Source organism: Selenomonas sp. FC4001, from assembly GCF_000701565.1.
Taxonomy (GTDB): Bacteria; Bacillota; Negativicutes; order Selenomonadales; family Selenomonadaceae; genus Selenomonas_A; species Selenomonas_A ruminantium_B.
In genome coordinates this window covers 153779-172209 of record NZ_JNJF01000004.1, presented here as the reverse complement: position 1 = coordinate 172209, position 18431 = coordinate 153779, and the positions used below count along the sequence as shown (strand labels likewise).

Below are 18431 nucleotides of genomic sequence, written 5' to 3'. Positions count from 1 at the left end.
GCGTTATGTATGCTTATTTCCTGCTAGGATATATTTTTTCGTATTGTTAGAACGTTTTTTCCGTTCTCATAGGCATATGTTACTTCATCCACATTCTTTTTCACCAGGAAAATGCCCCAGCCGCCAATCTTTCTGTCCTCCAGCAGCATCTCCGGGTCCGGGTCATCCCGGTCCAGCGGATTATAGGGAATGCCTTCATCCTGAAAGATTAGTTCAATGCTCTTGGGAGAATTTGTCACTTTGGCCTGAATAACAGCCTGGCCGTGCTTGCCTTCATAGGCATAGCTGGCGATGTTGACAAAGATTTCCTCCACAGCCAGTTCCAGCTGCAACTGTTCTTTCGGCGATGGTTCCAGCGAAGCGAGCTGTTCTTCGACAAATTCATTGATCTGTGTAAGATTCTCCACCTGGGCTCCCACTATAATTTCCCTGGCTGTATCTGCTTCCATTATTTCGCCCCTTTCCGGTTGACCGCTATAGGAGAGCGCCAGCATGGTGATATCGTCTGACTGTTCAGCCTCTCCTACGTGTTTCTGTAAATCTTGCTGCACATGTTGTTGAATCTCTTTTAAGGGCATATCATCTGCCTGCATTTCGTTCAGGCACTTCAGCAGGCGTTCTTCCCCGTAGAGTTCCTCGTCTTCACTCAGGGCTTCCGTTACCCCGTCCGTGTAGAGGAACAGTTTATCTCCTGGCTCTAAGGTCAGTTCCTGACCGACATAATCCAATTCCTCCATGCCTCCCATCACGAAGTTCCGCTTTACATCCATATAGGCAAATTTCTTCTCCTTATGACGGTAGACAAGCGGCGGATTGTGTCCGGCATTCACATAGACAAATTTGCCTGTGACAACATCAAGCATGCCGACAAAGGCCGTCACAAACATCATGGCGTCGTTGTTCTGGCAAAGCTGGTCATTGGTACAGGATACCACTGCGGCCAAATCGCTTTCCCCCGTCATGGTCAGGGCAAAGTTCTTGAGGATGGTCTTGGAAATCACCATAAAGAGAGCGGCCGGTACACCTTTGCCGGAAACATCGGCAATGGTGATGACCACATGGTTTTCATCGAGCATGTAGAAATCGTAGAAATCGCCGCCGACTTCTTTGGCGGCATGCATGGTGGCGTAAATGTCAAAATCAAGCCGCTCCGGGAATGGCGGGAAGATATTTGGCAGCATGCTTTCCTGAATATTGGTGGCTACGTTGAGCTCTGTGGCAATGCGCTCCTTCTCCGCCGTGACCTTGGTCAGATTCTTCATATAGCTCTGCAGTTCATCGGTCATGGCGTTGAAGCAGATGGACAGATGCTCGATTTCGTCACCGGTTTTAATATCCAGTTTCTTGTCGAGGTTGCCGCTGGCAATCTCGCGCACACCGTCTGACAAGTCAAGAATGGGATGAACAAAGCGGTCACCCATGCGCCGTCCCTGCCAGGTCACAGCCGCGATAATCAGCAGAATCACCGCTGCCATAGCTAAGATGACCTTGGTCATATAAGCGTCCATGCTGTCCACGTTTTTCTGAGCAATGGCCAGTACATCCTGCCGGGCCGCTTCTTCGGTTTTGAGGACTTCGGCACTGTCCAAAGCCGCGGCAAAGCTCCAGCCGGTCTGCGGTACTGGCGCAAAGGCCAGATAATAGGTTTTATCGGCGATGTTTACAGCGCGGACGCCCTTGTCCCCCTGCGTCATGACGCTTATCGCTGCTGCCAGTTCCTTGTCGGCCGATTGGCGCAGGTCCGTTTCCGGATTTATCTGCCGGAGCATCCCCGTATCGTCTTTGTAAAAAATCATGCGCCCGTCATCATCAATGACAAAGCAGGTCTGTGCCTGGGCATTTAAGACGAGATTGCTGATATTGTTCAGATAGGTGGACATGGCCACAACACCGGCAAAGTTGCCCTGCACCTTATAGGGCATCGTGCAGGCAATGCGCAGCTTGCCATTGAAGCTGTCGGCGTAAACATCGGTGAATGTGGTCTTGCCCTGCTCTTTGGCCAGCTTGTACCAGGGACGGCTCGTGCCGTCAAAGGGCAGCGGCGCAGCAGCTTCCGGGGAGGCAAATCGCTCCGCTGAATCCGCATCTACGGAAATGGAATAGCCATGCTCCGAGGCTGCGGTGATGGCGGTTCCTTCCCCATTCATCAGGGCCACCTGCATCATAATGTCCTGCAGATTGGCGGCCAGTCCGACTTCTCCCTGCAAGGCTGCCCTGTCGGCCCAGGAAGCATATTCGAGCTGGGCCGCAAATTTTCCGGCATTATCCCGCCGGGGTTCATCCACATGACGCGGATGAAACTCGCCTGCATGTTCATGAATCCAGCTTAACTCGTTTCCCATGAGCTCGGTGCGGTCAGCAATGCGCCGCAGTTCCAGATTGATATAGCGGGATTTTTCATCCGCCAGCATCAGCAGACGGTTTTCCGCCTCATGTTTCAGGGTACTGCTGACGGTCTGGGCAGCTTCTTCACCCATTTCCCGGCCATCCTGCAGGGAGGTGTTCCGTGCACCCAGCATGCCCAAAAGGGCAATGCCTCCCAAGAGTAACAGGGAAACCACACTGCATAAAAACAACAGCCGCTGTACCTGCTGGCGAATACTTCTCCTCTTCATCGCCCTACCCCTTTCCTATATTTAGCGAATACCGTCTGTCATCCGTGCTGACTTGACCGGATATTCTGCCCTCTGTCACCATTTCTCCCTTACGCCAAATCTGGGCGCGGATAATCTGTCCTGACGGCTGGCCGATGGGAATATCCACATTTTTTCCCGTGAGAAATGAGACGGCAAGTCCTGCGGCCACAGTACCGCTGCCGCAGGCACTTTCGCAAATCATAGTATCCACTGCCGCTACACGAACACAGGGAACTATGCAGCGCCGTCCTTTGTCCTTTGTCACAAAGATTACGCCTGCCGCCGGTTCCTGCATCAAATCCAGCACCTGCAGAATCCTTACGGCCTGCTCTTTTATATTCGACGGCGACAGGCCTTGTACCTGCTTTTTATGGCAGGGCATAATCACCTGCACGATTCCCGGCAAACGTACCAAAAAGAAATCCTCGCGGGCCTCTACCAGTTCATGAATCCTGTGGGGGCCGAGCATCTGGGCATAGACTTCACCGCTCAGTGTCCGGCCAGCCTTTAACGCATGGCCGCCTGTGCCGGATACTTCCATTTTTAATTCGCCAGCCCTGTCCGCTAGATAAAAACTTGCCGCTGCCCGCAGGGCATTGCCGCAGAACTCGCCTCCCGCCATTAAAAGCTGCGGGTTTTTGCTGCTTAAAAAACCAACCTGCTCGACCTTTGGGTGCAGCTTCATAATCTGGCGCGCCACAAGCCGCCGCTTTTGTGCATCCTGCTCCAAGGGCAGCACCAGGGCGGTGTCATTGCCGCTTGGACTGTATATCTGGTAGCTGTACTTCATTTTGGGCCACGCTCTCCTATCGTTACTATGGTGGTATTAAAGCCAAGAATGCGGGCATATTCAATCTTCGTGGTCAGTTTGCGCACCATGAGCAGGCCAGAAAACTCTTCGCCCTGCTCATCGAGAAAATGCACGGGATTAAATGGCTTGCCTGCATCCCGCACCTTTACCACAATCTCGCTTACGGGCTGTTCATGCAGACGCAGGAATACATCGATATGGCCATCCGTGCCCAATCCGCCATGTTCGGCAATATTGACGCAAAGTTCCTCTACGGTCACTTGTGCCGCATAGGATTGGCGGGAATCCAAATCCGCAAAGCGGGCGCAAAATTCTTCCACGGCCTCGGCGGCCTCTGTGGCTGCTTCCACTGTAGCGGAAATGCTCGTTTCCCATACCGCAGAATTTTTTTCCTGCTGCATCAGGAGGAAACTATCCCGCCCCATCTTTCTGGCCTGCCGCCGCATATAATAGACGAGCCAGCCGATAGCTGCAACGGCGGAAATGGCTGGTGCTGCCCACATAAGCACAAGACTGAACTTGGATAGCAGGAAGAACAGACCAATCACCAGCACGACACCTTCGAGCAAGGAGAAGATGGTAGCTGCTTTCTCCTGACGGGTGGCCTGATAAAAGGCCCGCAGAATAAACACATGGGCCAGCAGCAGCATGTAAATAATGCTCGTGCGCAGGTAAAGAATAAGTTCCGGCGTGATGTTTTCCACGCCATAGAAGCGGATAAACTCCGCAGGAAAAATGAATATCAGCAGGAAAATCACCAGACACAGGCCAAAGGTCAGGCGCAGGGACCGCTTTAATACCTGCAGAACACCCTTCTGGTCCATTTCCCCGTAAAGAGCACCGCAGACACTGGCAAGCGCTGTGCTGGAGCCATCGGCAAACATCAGAGCGTAGAGCAGCGCTGCATTGCAGAGGGAAACGGTCAGCGCGCCCATATCTCCCAGAGTTTCCACGGCAATACCATTGACTGCGAGATTGCGCAACACGAGTCCCAAGGGAATCATGGCCATGGGCAGCCCCACCGCCATCACCCGGCGAAAAATCCGCTGGTTATCGGCAGGAATGGCAGTCAAATGCCAGCTTCTGTCGGGACGGCGCAAATAAGGCACGAGAAGCAGCAAAGAACAGACGTAACCTGCTCCCGTAGCCCAGCCTGCGCCGGCAATTCCCCAGCCAAAGACCGCAATAAAGAGATAGTCAAAGGCCAGATTGCAGATATTGGCCACGACGGGAATCGCAATGGCCAGTTTGTGCAGACCCTCGAGCCGCAGAAAAGAGGAAACGCCATTGGTTAAGATGAGCAGCGGTCCTGTGAGCCACAAAGGTAGCAGATAATCTGCCACCGCTTCCTGCAATGAACTGTTCCCGGCCAGCAGGCTCGCCGTAGGCGATAAGAGCAAACAGCCGATGATGCCTAAAAGCGTCATTGCTGCTGCGCCCCAGGCAATGGAAATGGTAAAGACCCGGGCACAGGAAACTTTATCGCGGGCGCCAATAAATTGCGCCGCTAAGACAGCGCCGCCATCCACAAAGAGAAAGAAGAGTATATTGCGGGCATAGTAAACAGGTAAGGTCAGATTGATAGCGGCAAATGCCGCCGGACTGATGAGCTGGCTCACCAATATCCCGTCCACAATGGAGGCCAGATACAAGGACACGATAAAGCCCATGGTAGAGCCAAAATATTCCATATACTTTTGCTGAACCAAAACACCATTGCGCTCCATCGTCAGCCTCCCGTCCTGCGCTGCAAAATTAAGTCATAACCTAGGGTTAAATTTCTACAATGTTTCTAACAAATCCTGCTACCTTATACATACGTATGAAGGGACAGGATATTACAGATAAATAAAAAATGACCCGTCAAAAATTGACAGGTCAAAATTTCAGTAACGCCAATAAGTTCTGGCTTTTTCCTTATCTTTTTTTATCTGCTTCACGAGCTGTTCCACGCCGCTGAATTTCACTTCGTCGCGGAGCTTCTCCAAAAATTCCACGCCAATGAGCTTGTCGTAGAGATTTCCGTTGAAGCTGTCAATGTTGACTTCGATGCGGCGGTTACAGCCTGCGAAGGTGGGATTGTTGCCGATATTGGCAACGCCGTTGTAATATTTGTCTTGGAACTTGACGCCCACCGCATAGACACCGTTGGGCAGCATGACCCGCTGCTCGCTGATGGCCAGATTGGCGGTAGGAAAGCCAATGACCCGGCCGCGCTCGTCGCCGTGAATCACACGTTCTATGAGCGTGAAGGGATAGCCCAGAAAATCGCTGGCGGTATGCAAATCGCCCTCTGCCAGCAGACTGCGCACGCGGGTGGAACTAACCGGCCGGCCATCCCGCAGGATGGCCGGGCAGATTTCTGCCGTAAAGCCGTAAGTGTTCCCTTCCCGCAAAAGCATGCGCTGGGTGCCCTTGCCCTTGTAGCCAAAGGTGTAATTGGGCCCCGTCACCACATAATATGGTGCCAGATTCATACGCAGAATTTCCAAAAATTCTTCGGGACGGCGGCTGGCAAATTCCTTGGTAAAGGGCATGGCAATCAGAATGTCCACGCCGAGTTCCTCCAGCCGCTTTTCCCGCAGGATGTTGTTGCCAATCTGCGGCGGCATGGCCTGCGGAGCCAGCACCGACAGCGGATGATTGCTGAAGGTAAAGACTACGGACTTGCCGTCAATCTTTTTGGCCAGCTCCACTGCCCGGCTGATGATGCTCTGATGGCCGATATGGACGCCATCAAACATGCCCAGCGCCACCGTCAGGCGGGGATATTTTTTGGTTAAATCTGTTAGTTTGTTGTATACTTCCACGATTTTCTCGTCACCGCCCTAAAACCTTCACCGGCAAAAGTTCTTCTCTTTCTTTATCGTAACGGCCTATGCCGATGAAATGACCGTCCGCATAAACCCGCAGGCTTTCCGTCTGCGCCGTAAAATTCTTCACGGTACTCGAAAGGCCATTGCAGAAAGCCTTTTCCCGCTTGGGATTCAAGTCAAAACGCTGCATGGAGCTCAGGTATTTATCTGCAGGCAGCAGAGCCTGTTCTCCAGTTTCGGCAAGTTCTTCCAAAGTCAGCGCAGCTTCGGCCGTAAAGTCACCGACTCTGCGCCGCAGCAAAAATGCCATGGTGGCAGGAAACCCCAAGGCTTCGCCGATATCCTGACAGAGGCTGCGGATATAAGTTCCCTTGCTGCAATCACAATCAATCAGCAGCATATCGTGGCTGTGCGCCAAGAGTTCCAACCGGTAGATGGTGACTTCCCGGGACGGAACTTCCACATCTTTACCCGCCCGCAATAAATCGCAGGCCTTTTGGCCGTTGATTTTTATCGCCGAATGGGCTGGCGGCGTCTGCCGGATTTTGCCAGTGAACTTTTGCAGCACCTTTTCCAGCGTTGACATGTCAAAATCTGACCAGTCAAGTTGACTTGTCAAAATCTTGCCTGTGTCGTCACCACTGTCGGTGGCAATGCCCAATTTGATTTCCGCCCGGTAGGTCTTATCCGTAATTTCGAGGTACTCGATAAGGCGGGTGGCCGTACCCACGGCCACAGGCAGCACACCTGCCGCAGCCGGGTCTAAGGTACCGGCATGGCCTACCTTTTTGGTATGGAGCACCCTGCGGACATAGCCCACCACATCATGGGAGCTCATGCCGGGAGGCTTTAGGATGTTGAGAAAGCCGCTTACGGGCTTTACCTCCGTCACGATTCAGCCTCCACGACCTGCAAAATGGCCTTGATAAGGTCATTTCTGGCTTCCGCACAGTTCTTTTCAATCGAGCAGCCTGCTGCCCGTACATGACCGCCGCCGCCAAACTGCAGGGCAATTTTCGTCACATCAATGCCCTTGGAGCGCAGGCTCACCCGGCAAAGCCCCGGCTCTTTTTCTTTCAGCGTGAAGGCGATATCCACGCCTTCGATAACCCGCACCATGCCGATAAGGCCTTCGGGAGCTTCATGTTCCTGCAGGTCGGCATGGTCTAGGCAGATACCAGCTACCTTGCCATCCGCCAGAAGTTCAATCTTCTGCAGGGCAAAGGCCAGGCTCTGTACCTCCGAGAGGGGACGCTGTTCGAGCGCTTCGGAAATAACATGAGGCTGAGCACCACAGGAAAGCAGGGCTGCTGCCACCTGCATGGTCCGCGGCTTGGTATTGGAGAAGCGGAACCAACCGGTATCGAGGGCAAGACCCGTATACAGGCACATGGCCATATCCTGCGTGCAGGGTACGCCCAGTTCTTCAATTAATTGGTAAATGATTTCGGCAGTGGCGGCCGCCGTTCCATCGAGATAGAGCTTATCGGCCTGACCGTCATTGGTGATATGATGGTCAATGTTGAGTGTCGGAGCCTTGACGGCCTCCGCTACTTTGCCAATGCGGTCGAGGCTTACATCCACCGCTACCAAAAGGTCAGCGGGGATGCTCTGCCCTTCCGCAGGTTTCCCTATAAGCTCATATCCCGGCAGCACAGAAAATGCTGCCGGGATATCATCATCGATGAAAACCTGCACCTCTTTGCCCAAAGCCTTAAGTGCATGCATGAGGCCAAGGGAACTGCCGATGGCATCGCCATCGGGGTTCACATGGGCCGTAATCACAATGCGCTGTACAGCTTTTAAGGCAGCTGCCGTTTCCGTCAATGAAATATGCATCTGTTTTTACTCCTCAGGAGCAGATTCGGCGTTTTTCTCGCCTTCCTCTGCCTTGATTTTTAAGAGCAGTTCCTGGATATGCGCACTGTAATCCAGCGACTTATCCAGCGCAAAACTGATTTCCGGGGTTACGCGCAGGCGAATCCGCTTGCCGATTTCCCGGCGGATAAAGCCGAGGCTGCTGTTAAGCCCCATCCAGCAGGATTTGACCTGGGATTCATTTCCCATCAGGCTCACATAGACCTTGGCCTCCCGCAAATCTCCCGTACATTCTACGGAAGTTACGGTCACAAAGCCAATGCGGGGGTCTTTTAACTCCCGCAGGATAATCTGGCTGATTTCCTGCTTCATCAATTCCTGTACTTTTTCCACACGCAGCTGTCCCACAGTTACGCACCTCCTTCTATTTTAATTTTCGTCATTATTCCTCGTTTTCTTTGGCAGCACGAGCGGCGGCTTCTGCCTGACGCTTCTTGGCGGCCTCTTTGTTGGCTTCGTTGATATCCGTAGCGATTTCTTCCATGGTGTAGGCTTCGATGATGTCGCCTTCCTTGAAGTCGCGGTAGTCGATGATGGAAATACCGCATTCGTAACCGGCAGCTACTTCCTTCACCTCATCCTTGAAGCGGCGCAGGGAGTCAATCTCACCATCGAACACTTCGATATTGTCGCGGATAATGCGAATCTTGGAGTTGTTGAAGATTTTGCCTTCGAGTACGTAGGAACCGGCAACGAGAGCCTTGGAGAACTTCATAACCTGACGGATTTCTACGCGGCCCTGTACAACTTCCTTGTACTTGGGCTTGAGCATACCACTCATAGCATCCTTGACGTCGTTGAGGGCATCGTAGATGACGCGGTAAGTGCGGATATCCACATCTTCCGTATCCGCAACGCGGCGGGCATTGGCATCCGGGCGCACGTTGAAGGCGATGATGATGGCATTCGATGCAGAAGCCAGCATAACGTCGGACTCGTTAACGGCACCTACACCGGAGTGAACCACGCTGACGCGTACTTCGTCGTTCTTGTTGAGCTTGAGGAGCGAGCCACAGAGTGCTTCGACAGAACCCTGTACGTCGGCCTTGACCACGATATTGAGGTCTTTGATTTCGCCTTCCTGAATCTGATGGAACAGGTCATCGAGGGATACCTTCTTGCTCTTGATGAGGTTGGTGCGCTGGCGTTCTACGCGGGCTTCCGCAATAGAGCGGGCCTGTTTTTCTTCGAGCACGGCCAGGATGTCACCGGCTGCCGGTACATCGTTAAGACCGAGAATCTCAACCGGCACGGACGGGCCAGCCTTCTTGACGTTGTTGCCGCGGTCATCCACCATGGCACGAACCTTACCATAGGTCGTACCGCAGACAACGGAATCACCGATGCGCAGGGTACCGTTCTGTACGAGTACCGTTGCCACCGTACCACGGCCCTTATCGAGCTTGGCTTCGATGATAACGCCGCGGGCATCGCGGTTCGGGTTAGCCTTGAGTTCTTCGACTTCTGCAACGAGCAGAACGTTTTCCAGAAGGTCATCAATACCAATCTGCTGTTTTGCCGATACGGGAACCATGATGGTATCGCCGCCGTATTCTTCCGGAACGAGGCCATGTTCCATGAGTTCCTGCTTCACGCGGTCCGGATTTGCGCCCGGCTTATCAATCTTGTTGACAGCCACGATGATGGGCACGTTTGCGGACTTGGCGTGGTTGATAGCTTCGATGGTCTGGGGCATAACACCGTCATCGGCAGCTACCACGAGAATTGCGATATCCGTAATCTGGGCACCGCGGGCACGCATAGCCGTGAAGGCCTCATGACCCGGCGTATCGAGGAAGACAATCTTCTTGCCCTTGCAGTTTACCTGATAAGCACCGATGTGCTGGGTAATACCGCCGGCTTCGTGAGCGGATACATGGGTATTGCGGATGCTGTCCAAAAGGGAAGTCTTACCATGGTCAACGTGACCCATAACGGTAACAACAGGCGGACGGAGCTTGAGGCTCTTCGGGTCGTCCTCGATTTCCGGGATTTCCGTCGGGTCTGCATCAGGCGGCAGTTCTTCACAGGTCACGCCGAATTCGGAAGCTACGAGAGCTGCCGTCTCGAAGTCGATTTCCTGGTTGATGGTTGCCATTACGCCCATCATAAAGAGCTTCTTCACGACTTCTGCAGCCGTGTAGCTCATCTTGGAAGCGAGGTCCTTAACCGCAATCATTTCCGGCAGTTTGATGTGCTTCGGACGGGCGATTTCCATCTTCGGTGCCGGCTGCTGGTTGCCGCGCTTGTTGTTACGGCCCTTGCCGCCACGGCGGTCATTATTACGGCCACCGTTACGGTCGTTGCGTTCATTCCGGTCATTGCGGCCATTCTTGCCACCGCGGCGGTCGTTCCGGTCATTGCGCTCGTTCTTGTTGCGGTCATTGCGGCTGCCGCGTTCGCTGCGGTTGTCGTTGCGGTCGTTACGGTCATTGTTGCTGCTGTTGTTATTGCGTTCATTGTGACCGTTGTTGCGGCTGCCACCTTCATGGCTGCGGTTCTGACCATTGCCGTTGTTATTGTTGTTATGGTTTACAGCCTTGCGCTGGCCGTTATCATGCTTCTCATGATTGTGGCTGGCGCTCTTTTCTGCCGGCTTAGCCTTGGGAGCTTCTTTGACTTCCTTGGGCTTGTTTTCCTTAGCCGGTGCAGCCTTGGCAGCAGGAGCTGCGCTCTTGTTATAGTGCTTCTTCAGGGCTTCACGCTCGGCATCCCCGACACTGCTGAAATTATTTTTAACGGCAAAATTTGCCTTCTGTAAGACTTCCAAAACCTCTTTGGTTTCCTTGCCGAATTCTTTAGCCAATTCATAAACTCTAATGTTGGACATTAATCCACCCCCGAATTATTTCATAGCGTTTCCTCCATAAGCTGGCGAAGTTTTTTCGCAAAGCCGTCATCCGTCAATGCGGCAACGGCGCGAAATTCTTTGCCTAAGCATGCGCCTAAAGTCTCACGGTCGAGACAGTAAACATAAGGAATCGCGAATTTATCTGTTAATGCAATGAAATTTTTCTTGCTTTCTTCTGCGGCATCACCGGCCAGCAGGACGAGAACCGCCTGCTTTTTCTTCACGGCCTGTTCCACGGCAAAGGCCCCGGAAACAATGCGGCCGGCCTTCTGAGCCATGCTCAGAAGATTTACGATGCGCTGCTCTTTTGTAATTGCCATATTCAGCCCTCAGCTTCCGGCAGCTCTTTTAATTGCTGCTCCAAAAGCTCATATACTGACTTGTCAATCGGACTCTTGAAGGAACGCTCCAGCCCCTTGCTCTTGCGGGCCGCATTAAAACATTCCATTTTTGGACATATATAGGCGCCCCGGCCGGGCTTTTTTCCCGTGGTATCCACGGAAAATTCCCCTTCGGGACTGCGCACGATGCGGATAAGCTCCCGTTTTGATTTGCTCTCCTGGCAGCCTAAGCACATGCGCTGGGGTATCTTCTTGGTTTTCACCTTATTCACCCTCTGCGGTGAAAGCTTCGTCGCTCTCCACTTCCACTTCGTTCATGTTTTCGTCCAGTTCTTCATCAGCAGCCTGGCTTTCGCTCTTGATGTCGATTTTCCAACCCGTGAGTTTAGCAGCGAGGCGGGCGTTCTGGCCTTCCTTGCCGATGGCCAGGGACAGCTGATAGTCCGGAACGACTACGCGGGAAACCTTCTCAGCTTCGTTAACGGCCACGGACACAACCTTGGACGGGCTCAGCGCGTTAGCGATGAACTTCGCCGGGTCTTCGCTCCATTTTACGATATCGATTTTTTCGCTGCCGAGTTCGTCAACGATGGCCTGCACGCGCATACCGCGGTAGCCTACGCAGGAACCAACGGGGTCCACGGATTCATCCTTGGACCAAACGGCAATCTTGGAACGGTTGCCCGGTTCGCGGGCAACGGACTTGATTTCTACGATGCCTTCCTGAATTTCGGGAACTTCCAGTTCAAAGAGGCGTTTTAAGAGACCCGGATGGGTACGGGATACCACAACCTGCGGGCCCTTGTTGGTCTTCTTGACTTCCACGATGAACGCCTTGATGCGGTCGCCATGGCTGTAGGTTTCCGTCGGAATCTGTTCAGCCGGCGTCAGCACGGCTTCCGTCTTGCCCAGGTCGATGAATACGTTGCGGTTTTCCACACGCTGCACGAGGCCCGTCAAAATATCGCTTTCACGGCTCTGGAATTCTTCGTAAATCATGCCGCGTTCTGCTTCGCGGATGCGCTGTACAACCACCTGCTTAGCTGTCTGGGCAGCCACGCGGCCAAAGTTAGCCGGCGTCACTTCGATTTCGATGACATCGCCCACTTCGTATTCCGGACGAATGGTGCGGGCCTGTGCCAGCGAGATTTCCGTAATTTCGTCAGCAGCATCCTCCACCACGGTCTTAACGGCATACACATGGTACGTGCCCGTATCCCGGGACAGGGTAACGCGAACATTCTGAGCAGAGCCGAAGTTGCGCTTGTAAGCCGTAATCAGAGCAGCTTCAATGGCTTCAAATAAGAATTCCTCATCAATGCCACGCTCCCGGCTCAATTCCCGCAGAGTCTCCAGGAACTCCTGCCCGTTATCCTTCGCTTTCGTAGTTCTTCTTGCCAAAATTCTAATCCTCCCAAATATATAAAGGCTATGCCTTAAAAATCAATATGCAGGCGAATCTGTGCCGCCTTATTCAGCTCGATGGTGATTTCATCATCCAGGGTGAACTTTTCGCCGTCAAAGCCAGTGAGCACACCGGTGAGATTCTTCTTGCCATCCAAAGGTGCATAGAGAGTCACATCCACGGCCTTGCCCTGCTCCCGTTCCAAATCCCGGGGCTTTCTGAGCACGCGGTCAATACCAGGCGACGATACCTCCAAAATATAGGCATCGGGAATGATATCCTTTTCATCGAGCATTACCTCCAGCTTTTCGCTGAGTTCCTGGCAATCCTCAATGTCAATGCCGCCTTCTTTATCGATGTAGACACGCAGATAGTAGTCCGTGTACTCCTTGACATACTCCACATCCACCAGTTCAATGACGTCCTGGCCGGTTAGAAGTTCCTGCACCATGAGTTCTACGGATTCTTCAATATTCTTTGCTGCCATACATCCACCTCCCTATACATCTGATTTGCTTTCAAAACATAAGAGTAAAGAGTGGGCTTTCACCCACTCTTTAGCATAAAATACTTTAAGATTTAACTATTAGAGTATACCACGCCTGCGCCCAGCTGTAAAGGCTTTGCAGAATTTTTTTACGTCAGCCAGTCATAATCGCGGTGTTCCTGTAAGAATACCAGCAGTTCTTCCGGCGGCAAAGGACGGGAAAAATAGTAGCCCTGCTCGTAATCACAGCCCATCTTGGCAAGCTGCTGGGCCATATGCTTGTCCTCCACCCCTTCGATGATGATGGTCATCTTATCCTCCTGGAACATGCGCACAATATGCAGGAGCATGTTGCTCGAGCTGCGGAAGTAAGACCAGACCAGCTGCATATCAATCTTTACCATGGCAAAGGGCAGATTCATCACGCGCACGAGATTGGAACTGCCCGCTCCAAAATCATCGAGCAGGAAGCCCACGCCGCAGTTTTTCAGACGGCGCATCTGCTCTAATAGCGAATCCATATCGCCAATGGCAGACTCGGTGACTTCGAGCCGGATTTTATCCATGGAGATGCGGTGCTGCATCGCAATGCGCTCCAGCTCATCCCCCAGGCTGTAGTTCATGCACTGTGCCGGGGAAAGATTGACGGTCAAAAATTCAATGCCGAGCGAATCCAAATCCGTTTCGCTGACAAACTGGCAGGTCTTGGCAAAAATCTGCCGCCCCAGTTCCATGATGTCCCCTTCCGTTTCCGCCAGAGGAATAAACTCAGCCGGTGGAATAAAGCCGAGCTGATCATCCCGCAGACGGGCCAGTGCCTCGAGTGCGGTAAGCTTTCCCGTATGGACATTGTACAGGGGCTGCAGGTGAATTTCCATTGTCTTATCCCGCAGGGCCTTCCGGAGCTGCAGGCGAACGCGCTCCTGCCGTTTCAGTTTTGTCAGCAAGGCTTCGTCTGCCACATAAACCATTGCGTTATCCCGCCGTTCGGCTTCGACAAAAGCCTGCTCCAGCCCCAACTCCACGCTGCGGACGGAATTCTTGGGCACGCCCTTGGAGATAAACACCAGATTGATGGGCAGCGGCACCTGCACACCGCCGTTTTCCGACCAGGTATAATGGAAGCGCTCCTGAATTTTGATGGCCAGATTCTGGATATCGTTGTATTCGGCATCATGATTCAGCATGACCATCTGGCCGTTGCCCAGATAGAACACATAGAAACTGCGAAATTCGTGGGTGAGCCAAAGACCGATTTCTCGCAGGCTCTTATACATTGTTTCCGAGCCATACACGGTTTTATAGGCGGAATAATTCTTGATGCTGACGCCAAAGCAGGAAAACTGCCGTTTATGCAGTACAAAATCCATCACCATTTCGGTAAAAGCGGCTTTGTTCAGCACGTCTACCACTCTATCCCGGAAGGAGTCCGGATTCTGCGTGGTAAGATAAATAATCAGGATAGCCAGCAGGCTGAAATAGCTGGTAACCAGTACATGCATAAAAGCATGCCGGTAAATAATCCCCACGGCCAGAATCACATTACAGATGTAAATACCTGTCTTGGCCTTGAACACCACATCTTTCCGGCAGACAAGCATCAGGAGTACCGAAGCTATGATATAAAACCAGGTGCTGAAATAGATGGAATTATACCAGCCGAGGTTATGATAGCCTGTCACCGGGTCCATGGTAAAAATCGTCCCGGTCCATGGCGTGGAAAGAATAAGCCCGCAGACAAATAACGCTGGCAGGGCCAGAATCAGGGTAAACTTGCGTCCCCAACGGGAGGCTGCATCCACCACCGAAGCCGCATAGTCAAATAACCCCCAGCCGCGGATAATAAAGGCTAAAAAATAAGCAATATTCAGTGCATAGCTGAGCGAAATCGGATATTCCTGCCATACTTCGTTCAGTTCACAGGAAATAATATCCATAACCGTCATGATGATATTCATGACCATGACCAGCATAAAGCTGCGGCTTTGCCGGGTAGGCAGCTGCTGGCGCATAATATAAACAATCATCAGAATAACTTGGATTGGAATGCTCGCTAATGCAAAATCGTAATTATAGTCACTGAGCCAAGTCCACATAAAAATTCCCCTTGTCCTTAATCATACTTTTTATAAGCTATGATTTCGCCAAGGGGAATTTAATTTCCTGCTATTCAATATTTAATTAATTACACCGAAAGCCTGCAGGGCCAGAATCACCATGATAACCGGCGCCACATAGCGGATAACCACTCGATAGAGGCCTTTGCGCGGCATAGTGCTGCCGTCGGCTTCCATCTCGCCGATAATCCATTCCGGCTTCACAAGCCAGCCGATGAGGATAGCGGACAGGAAGGCGATAATGGGCATCATGCAGGCGGTGCTGATGTAGTCCATGATATCCAAAAGCTGTCCGGTGGAACCGTTAGGCAGACCAACTTCCACATAGAAGAGGCTGTAGCCCAGTGCGATAATGACCGTAACCACCGTATAGAAGGTGCTGACAACCAGGGTTACCTTCTTGCGCTCGGCATGGAAGATTTCCATGCAGTTGGCCACGATAGCTTCCAATACGGAAATGCAGCTGGTCAATGCGGCAAAGATCGCCATGAGGAAGAAAGCGGCTCCGATGATAATCCCCACAATGCCAAGGGAGTTAAAGACCTTGGGCAGGGATACGAACATGAGTTTCGGCCCTGCTGCCATGCCTTCCATCCCGGAGAAAGCAAAGATGGCGGGAATAATCATCATACCGGCCAGTACAGCCACTGCCGTATCCACAATGGCAATCTGGGAAACGGACTGATTGAGGTTGACATCCTTCTTTACATAGGAACCATAGGTAATCATAATGCCCATGGCCACAGACAGGGAGTAGAACATCTGGCTCATGGCATCCAGCACAATCTGGATGTACTTGCTGAGGGTCAGCCCCTCAAAGTTGGGCAGGAAGTAAATGGCCAGCCCCTGCAAGCCCGTTCTTACCGTGCCGTCCGCATCATGGACTTCCAAGGTCAAAACGTACAGAGAAATCAAAATAACCGTGACCAAAAGAATCGGCATGATGATGCGGGAAGAAGCCTCAATGCCCCGCTCCACACCCCGATAGACCACATAAGCCGTCGCCAGCATAAAGATGGCGGCATAGATGCCGGACTCCACAGGATTCGTGATGAAGCCCACGAAGTAATTGTCCTGAGCTGCCGCAGCGCCGGCTCCCGTCAGGAACGTCACTGCGTACTTGGTAATCCAGCCCCCGATAACCGCATAATACGTCATAATGATTGCCGGTACGAAGAAGGTCAGGATACCCAGGAATTTCCAGCCCGGTTTCATGGCTCCATAAGCCTTGATGGAACTGAGCTGTGTCTTACGGCCGATAGCCAAGTCCGAAGACAGAAGTGCGTAACCAAAGGTCACAAGCAGAATCAAATACGTCAGCAGGAAAATTCCGCCGCCATCCTTCGCGGCAAAATACGGGAAGCGCCAAAGATTGCCAACGCCTACGGCGGAGGCGGCTGCCGCTAGCACGAAGCCAAGCTGGCCGGAAAAGCTGCTGTCCTTGCTGTTTTTCTCGTTCATATACATCACCTCTAATTCTTGATAAGAACATTATACACCTTTACAGTAATTTGTAAAGTATTTTATTATAAAGATATACTTTTGTGTTTCTAAAAACGACATTGTGTTAAGCATGCAAAAGAAAATCAGCCGCAATCCATGCCAGTTGGACAGGGATTACGGCTGATTTGGTCTCTTTTATATTACACACAGAGAATACAACTGTCTATTCTCAATCTTCATCAGGATTTTCCAAAATAGACTCAATCTTGGTCTTCATCACATCAAAAGCCACATCATTGAGGCCGCTGTTGAGGACGATATCCGCCACATTGCGGGTGGGTTCCACGTAGAGATAGTGCATGGGCTTAACCGTGGCCAGATAATGCTCAATGATATCCTGCAGTTCACGGCCACGCTCATCCATATCGCGCACCACACGGCGCAGGATGCGTTCATCGGCATCTGCTTCAACGAAAATCTTGATGTCAAAGGCATCGCGCAGGCGTTCATCCTGGAAAATCAGAATGCCTTCCACGACGATAACCCGGCTGGGATGAATGGTAATGGTTTTATCCGAGCGATTGTGCTGCGTAAAATCATATACCGGACACTTGATGCTCTTGCCGGCTTTGAGCTTCTCCAAATGCTTCACCAGCAAATCCGTTTCCAGGGCCTGGGGATGGTCGTAGTTAATCTTCCGTCTTTCTTCCATCGATAACTTATCATTAGCCCGATAGTAATTGTCATGGTATATGACCGTTATGTTTTCACCAAAAAAGTTTTTCAAGCGATTGGTAAAGGTGGACTTGCCCGAGCCAGAGCCGCCCGCAATACCAATAATCGTTGTCTTCATTTGGTGCAACACCTCCTTTGAATACAGCATTAGTAACGATTATAGCACAAAATTTATTCCGCCGCCAGTATTTCATAAAGTTCCATCATTTCGCGAATGCGTTTTACCTCTGTGGCACTCAAATCGTGATGACGGGATTTGCCGCCGCTGTGGTAATACACAATGGAACCGCCCCCCGTAGCCAGAATACGCTTAAAGGCCGCCATTACGTTGGGGGCAGCCGTCAGGGAATAGCTCTCTATCAGCCACTCCGCATCCGAAGCCATGTGCTTATTGATGCGGGAATAGTCCAAAGGCACTGTGGTCGATTCACCGCCCGCCACAATGTCCAAGAAATCGCCATTAATCCAAGCCGTCTGCAAAGGGTCATTGATGTGATAAAAGTAATAGATTTCGTAGGCCATGGCCGCCTTGACGCCTCCCGCCATCACGAAGGGACGAAGATACACGCCAGGCTCCGGTTTCTTGGGCCAATTATACTTATAGTAGGTGATGCCGTTGATGGTTTCTTCCTTCATGGCCTCTTTGAGTTCCCGTTCTTTCTTGCGCCGCTGTTCCCGCTTCTGTCGTTCCTGTTCTTCGGCCTGTCTGCGCAGTTCTTCCTCCTTGGCCTTCTCCGCCTCGCGCTGTAGCTCCTCCGGAGTCTTTTCCTTTTGCTGCTGGAGCTGCGCTTGCAATTGTTCCTGATGTAACTTTTGCTGCTGGTCAAAGTAGAAATACGCGCCTATGCCTGCGGCCATGATGATGATATAGACAATCACTGCGCCAATGATGATGCTGGTTTTTTTCACAA

General features: G+C 51.9%; 16 protein-coding genes. All 16 read right to left on the bottom strand.

All coding sequences use genetic code 11. The features are described 5' to 3' along the window. Positions 1-23: 23 nt before the first annotated feature. Positions 24-2615 carry a SpoIIE family protein phosphatase gene (locus tag T320_RS13770; protein ID WP_051608518.1) on the bottom strand — a complete coding sequence of 864 codons (2592 nt, stop codon included), beginning with the start codon at positions 2613-2615 and terminating at the stop codon, positions 24-26. A 4-nt stretch (positions 2616-2619) separates the two neighbouring features. After that, the gene (locus T320_RS13765; RefSeq protein ID WP_051608517.1) at positions 2620-3426 is read right to left on the bottom strand and encodes a hypothetical protein; all 807 of its coding nucleotides are present in this window, start codon (positions 3424-3426) and stop codon (positions 2620-2622) included. Then, the gene (locus T320_RS00830) at positions 3423-5174 is read right to left on the bottom strand and encodes an MATE family efflux transporter (protein ID WP_037352013.1); all 1752 of its coding nucleotides are present in this window, start codon (positions 5172-5174) and stop codon (positions 3423-3425) included. Before T320_RS00830 ends, T320_RS13765 begins: the two co-directional genes overlap by 4 nt. Before the next feature lie 159 nt (positions 5175-5333). Continuing rightward, the gene (locus T320_RS00825; RefSeq protein WP_026760773.1) at positions 5334-6257 is read right to left on the bottom strand and encodes a bifunctional riboflavin kinase/FAD synthetase; all 924 of its coding nucleotides are present in this window, start codon (positions 6255-6257) and stop codon (positions 5334-5336) included. Positions 6258-6267: 10 nt separating this feature from the next. Continuing rightward, positions 6268-7155 carry a tRNA pseudouridine(55) synthase TruB gene (truB, locus tag T320_RS00820; protein WP_037352010.1) on the bottom strand — a complete coding sequence of 296 codons (888 nt, stop codon included), beginning with the start codon at positions 7153-7155 and terminating at the stop codon, positions 6268-6270. Next, positions 7152-8102, bottom strand: coding sequence for a DHH family phosphoesterase (locus tag T320_RS00815; RefSeq protein WP_037352008.1), 951 nt, complete (start codon positions 8100-8102; stop codon positions 7152-7154). The genes truB and T320_RS00815 overlap by 4 nt, the downstream gene beginning before the upstream one ends. A 6-nt stretch (positions 8103-8108) precedes the next feature. Next, positions 8109-8489 carry a 30S ribosome-binding factor RbfA gene (gene rbfA / locus T320_RS00810; RefSeq protein WP_026760776.1) on the bottom strand — a complete coding sequence of 127 codons (381 nt, stop codon included), beginning with the start codon at positions 8487-8489 and terminating at the stop codon, positions 8109-8111. Between the two features lie 34 nt (positions 8490-8523). Beyond that, a complete protein-coding gene (infB, locus tag T320_RS00805) occupies positions 8524-10971 on the bottom strand; it encodes a translation initiation factor IF-2 (RefSeq protein WP_037352001.1) in 2448 nt (815 codons plus the stop codon). A gap of 20 nt (positions 10972-10991) precedes the next feature. Further along, entirely contained in the window at positions 10992-11312 is a 321-nt protein-coding gene (locus T320_RS00800; RefSeq protein ID WP_037351996.1) for a L7Ae/L30e/S12e/Gadd45 family ribosomal protein, read from the bottom strand. A 2-nt stretch (positions 11313-11314) separates the two neighbouring features. Continuing rightward, the gene (rnpM, locus tag T320_RS00795; RefSeq protein WP_026760779.1) at positions 11315-11596 is read right to left on the bottom strand and encodes an RNase P modulator RnpM; all 282 of its coding nucleotides are present in this window, start codon (positions 11594-11596) and stop codon (positions 11315-11317) included. A 1-nt stretch (position 11597) separates the two neighbouring features. After that, positions 11598-12734 carry a transcription termination factor NusA gene (gene nusA, locus T320_RS00790; protein ID WP_026760780.1) on the bottom strand — a complete coding sequence of 379 codons (1137 nt, stop codon included), beginning with the start codon at positions 12732-12734 and terminating at the stop codon, positions 11598-11600. A gap of 35 nt (positions 12735-12769) precedes the next feature. Beyond that, a complete protein-coding gene (gene rimP, locus T320_RS00785; RefSeq protein WP_037351993.1) occupies positions 12770-13225 on the bottom strand; it encodes a ribosome maturation factor RimP in 456 nt (151 codons plus the stop codon). 149 nt (positions 13226-13374) lie between these two features. Further along, a complete protein-coding gene (locus T320_RS00780; RefSeq protein WP_197019338.1) occupies positions 13375-15252 on the bottom strand; it encodes an EAL domain-containing protein in 1878 nt (625 codons plus the stop codon). Positions 15253-15402: 150 nt separating this feature from the next. Next, on the bottom strand, positions 15403-16803 hold the full coding sequence (locus T320_RS00775; protein WP_037351989.1) for a sodium-dependent transporter: 1401 nt from the start codon (positions 16801-16803) through the stop codon (positions 15403-15405). 211 nt (positions 16804-17014) lie between these two features. Further along, a complete protein-coding gene (gene udk / locus T320_RS00770) occupies positions 17015-17638 on the bottom strand; it encodes a uridine kinase (protein ID WP_026760784.1) in 624 nt (207 codons plus the stop codon). 53 nt (positions 17639-17691) lie between these two features. After that, entirely contained in the window at positions 17692-18429 is a 738-nt protein-coding gene (locus tag T320_RS00765; protein WP_156032678.1) for a hypothetical protein, read from the bottom strand. Between the last annotated feature and the right edge of the window lie 2 nt (positions 18430-18431).

What these genes read in the sequence shown, in the direction of transcription:
- T320_RS13765 (WP_051608517.1), bottom strand. Translation starts at nt 3,426, where the DNA reads ATGAAGTACAGCTACCAGATATACAGTCCAAGCGGCAATGACACCGCC.
- T320_RS00815 (WP_037352008.1), bottom strand. Translation starts at nt 8,102, where the DNA reads ATGCATATTTCATTGACGGAAACGGCAGCTGCCTTAAAAGCTGTACAG.
- rimP (WP_037351993.1), bottom strand. Translation starts at nt 13,225, where the DNA reads ATGGCAGCAAAGAATATTGAAGAATCCGTAGAACTCATGGTGCAGGAA.
- udk (WP_026760784.1), bottom strand. Translation starts at nt 17,638, where the DNA reads ATGAAGACAACGATTATTGGTATTGCGGGCGGCTCTGGCTCGGGCAAG.
- T320_RS00830 (WP_037352013.1), bottom strand. Translation starts at nt 5,174, where the DNA reads ATGGAGCGCAATGGTGTTTTGGTTCAGCAAAAGTATATGGAATATTTT.
- T320_RS00775 (WP_037351989.1), bottom strand. Translation starts at nt 16,803, where the DNA reads ATGAACGAGAAAAACAGCAAGGACAGCAGCTTTTCCGGCCAGCTTGGC.
- T320_RS00800 (WP_037351996.1), bottom strand. Translation starts at nt 11,312, where the DNA reads ATGGCAATTACAAAAGAGCAGCGCATCGTAAATCTTCTGAGCATGGCT.
- T320_RS00780 (WP_197019338.1), bottom strand. Translation starts at nt 15,252, where the DNA reads ATGATTGTTTATATTATGCGCCAGCAGCTGCCTACCCGGCAAAGCCGC.
- infB (WP_037352001.1), bottom strand. Translation starts at nt 10,971, where the DNA reads ATGTCCAACATTAGAGTTTATGAATTGGCTAAAGAATTCGGCAAGGAA.
- T320_RS13770 (WP_051608518.1), bottom strand. Translation starts at nt 2,615, where the DNA reads ATGAAGAGGAGAAGTATTCGCCAGCAGGTACAGCGGCTGTTGTTTTTA.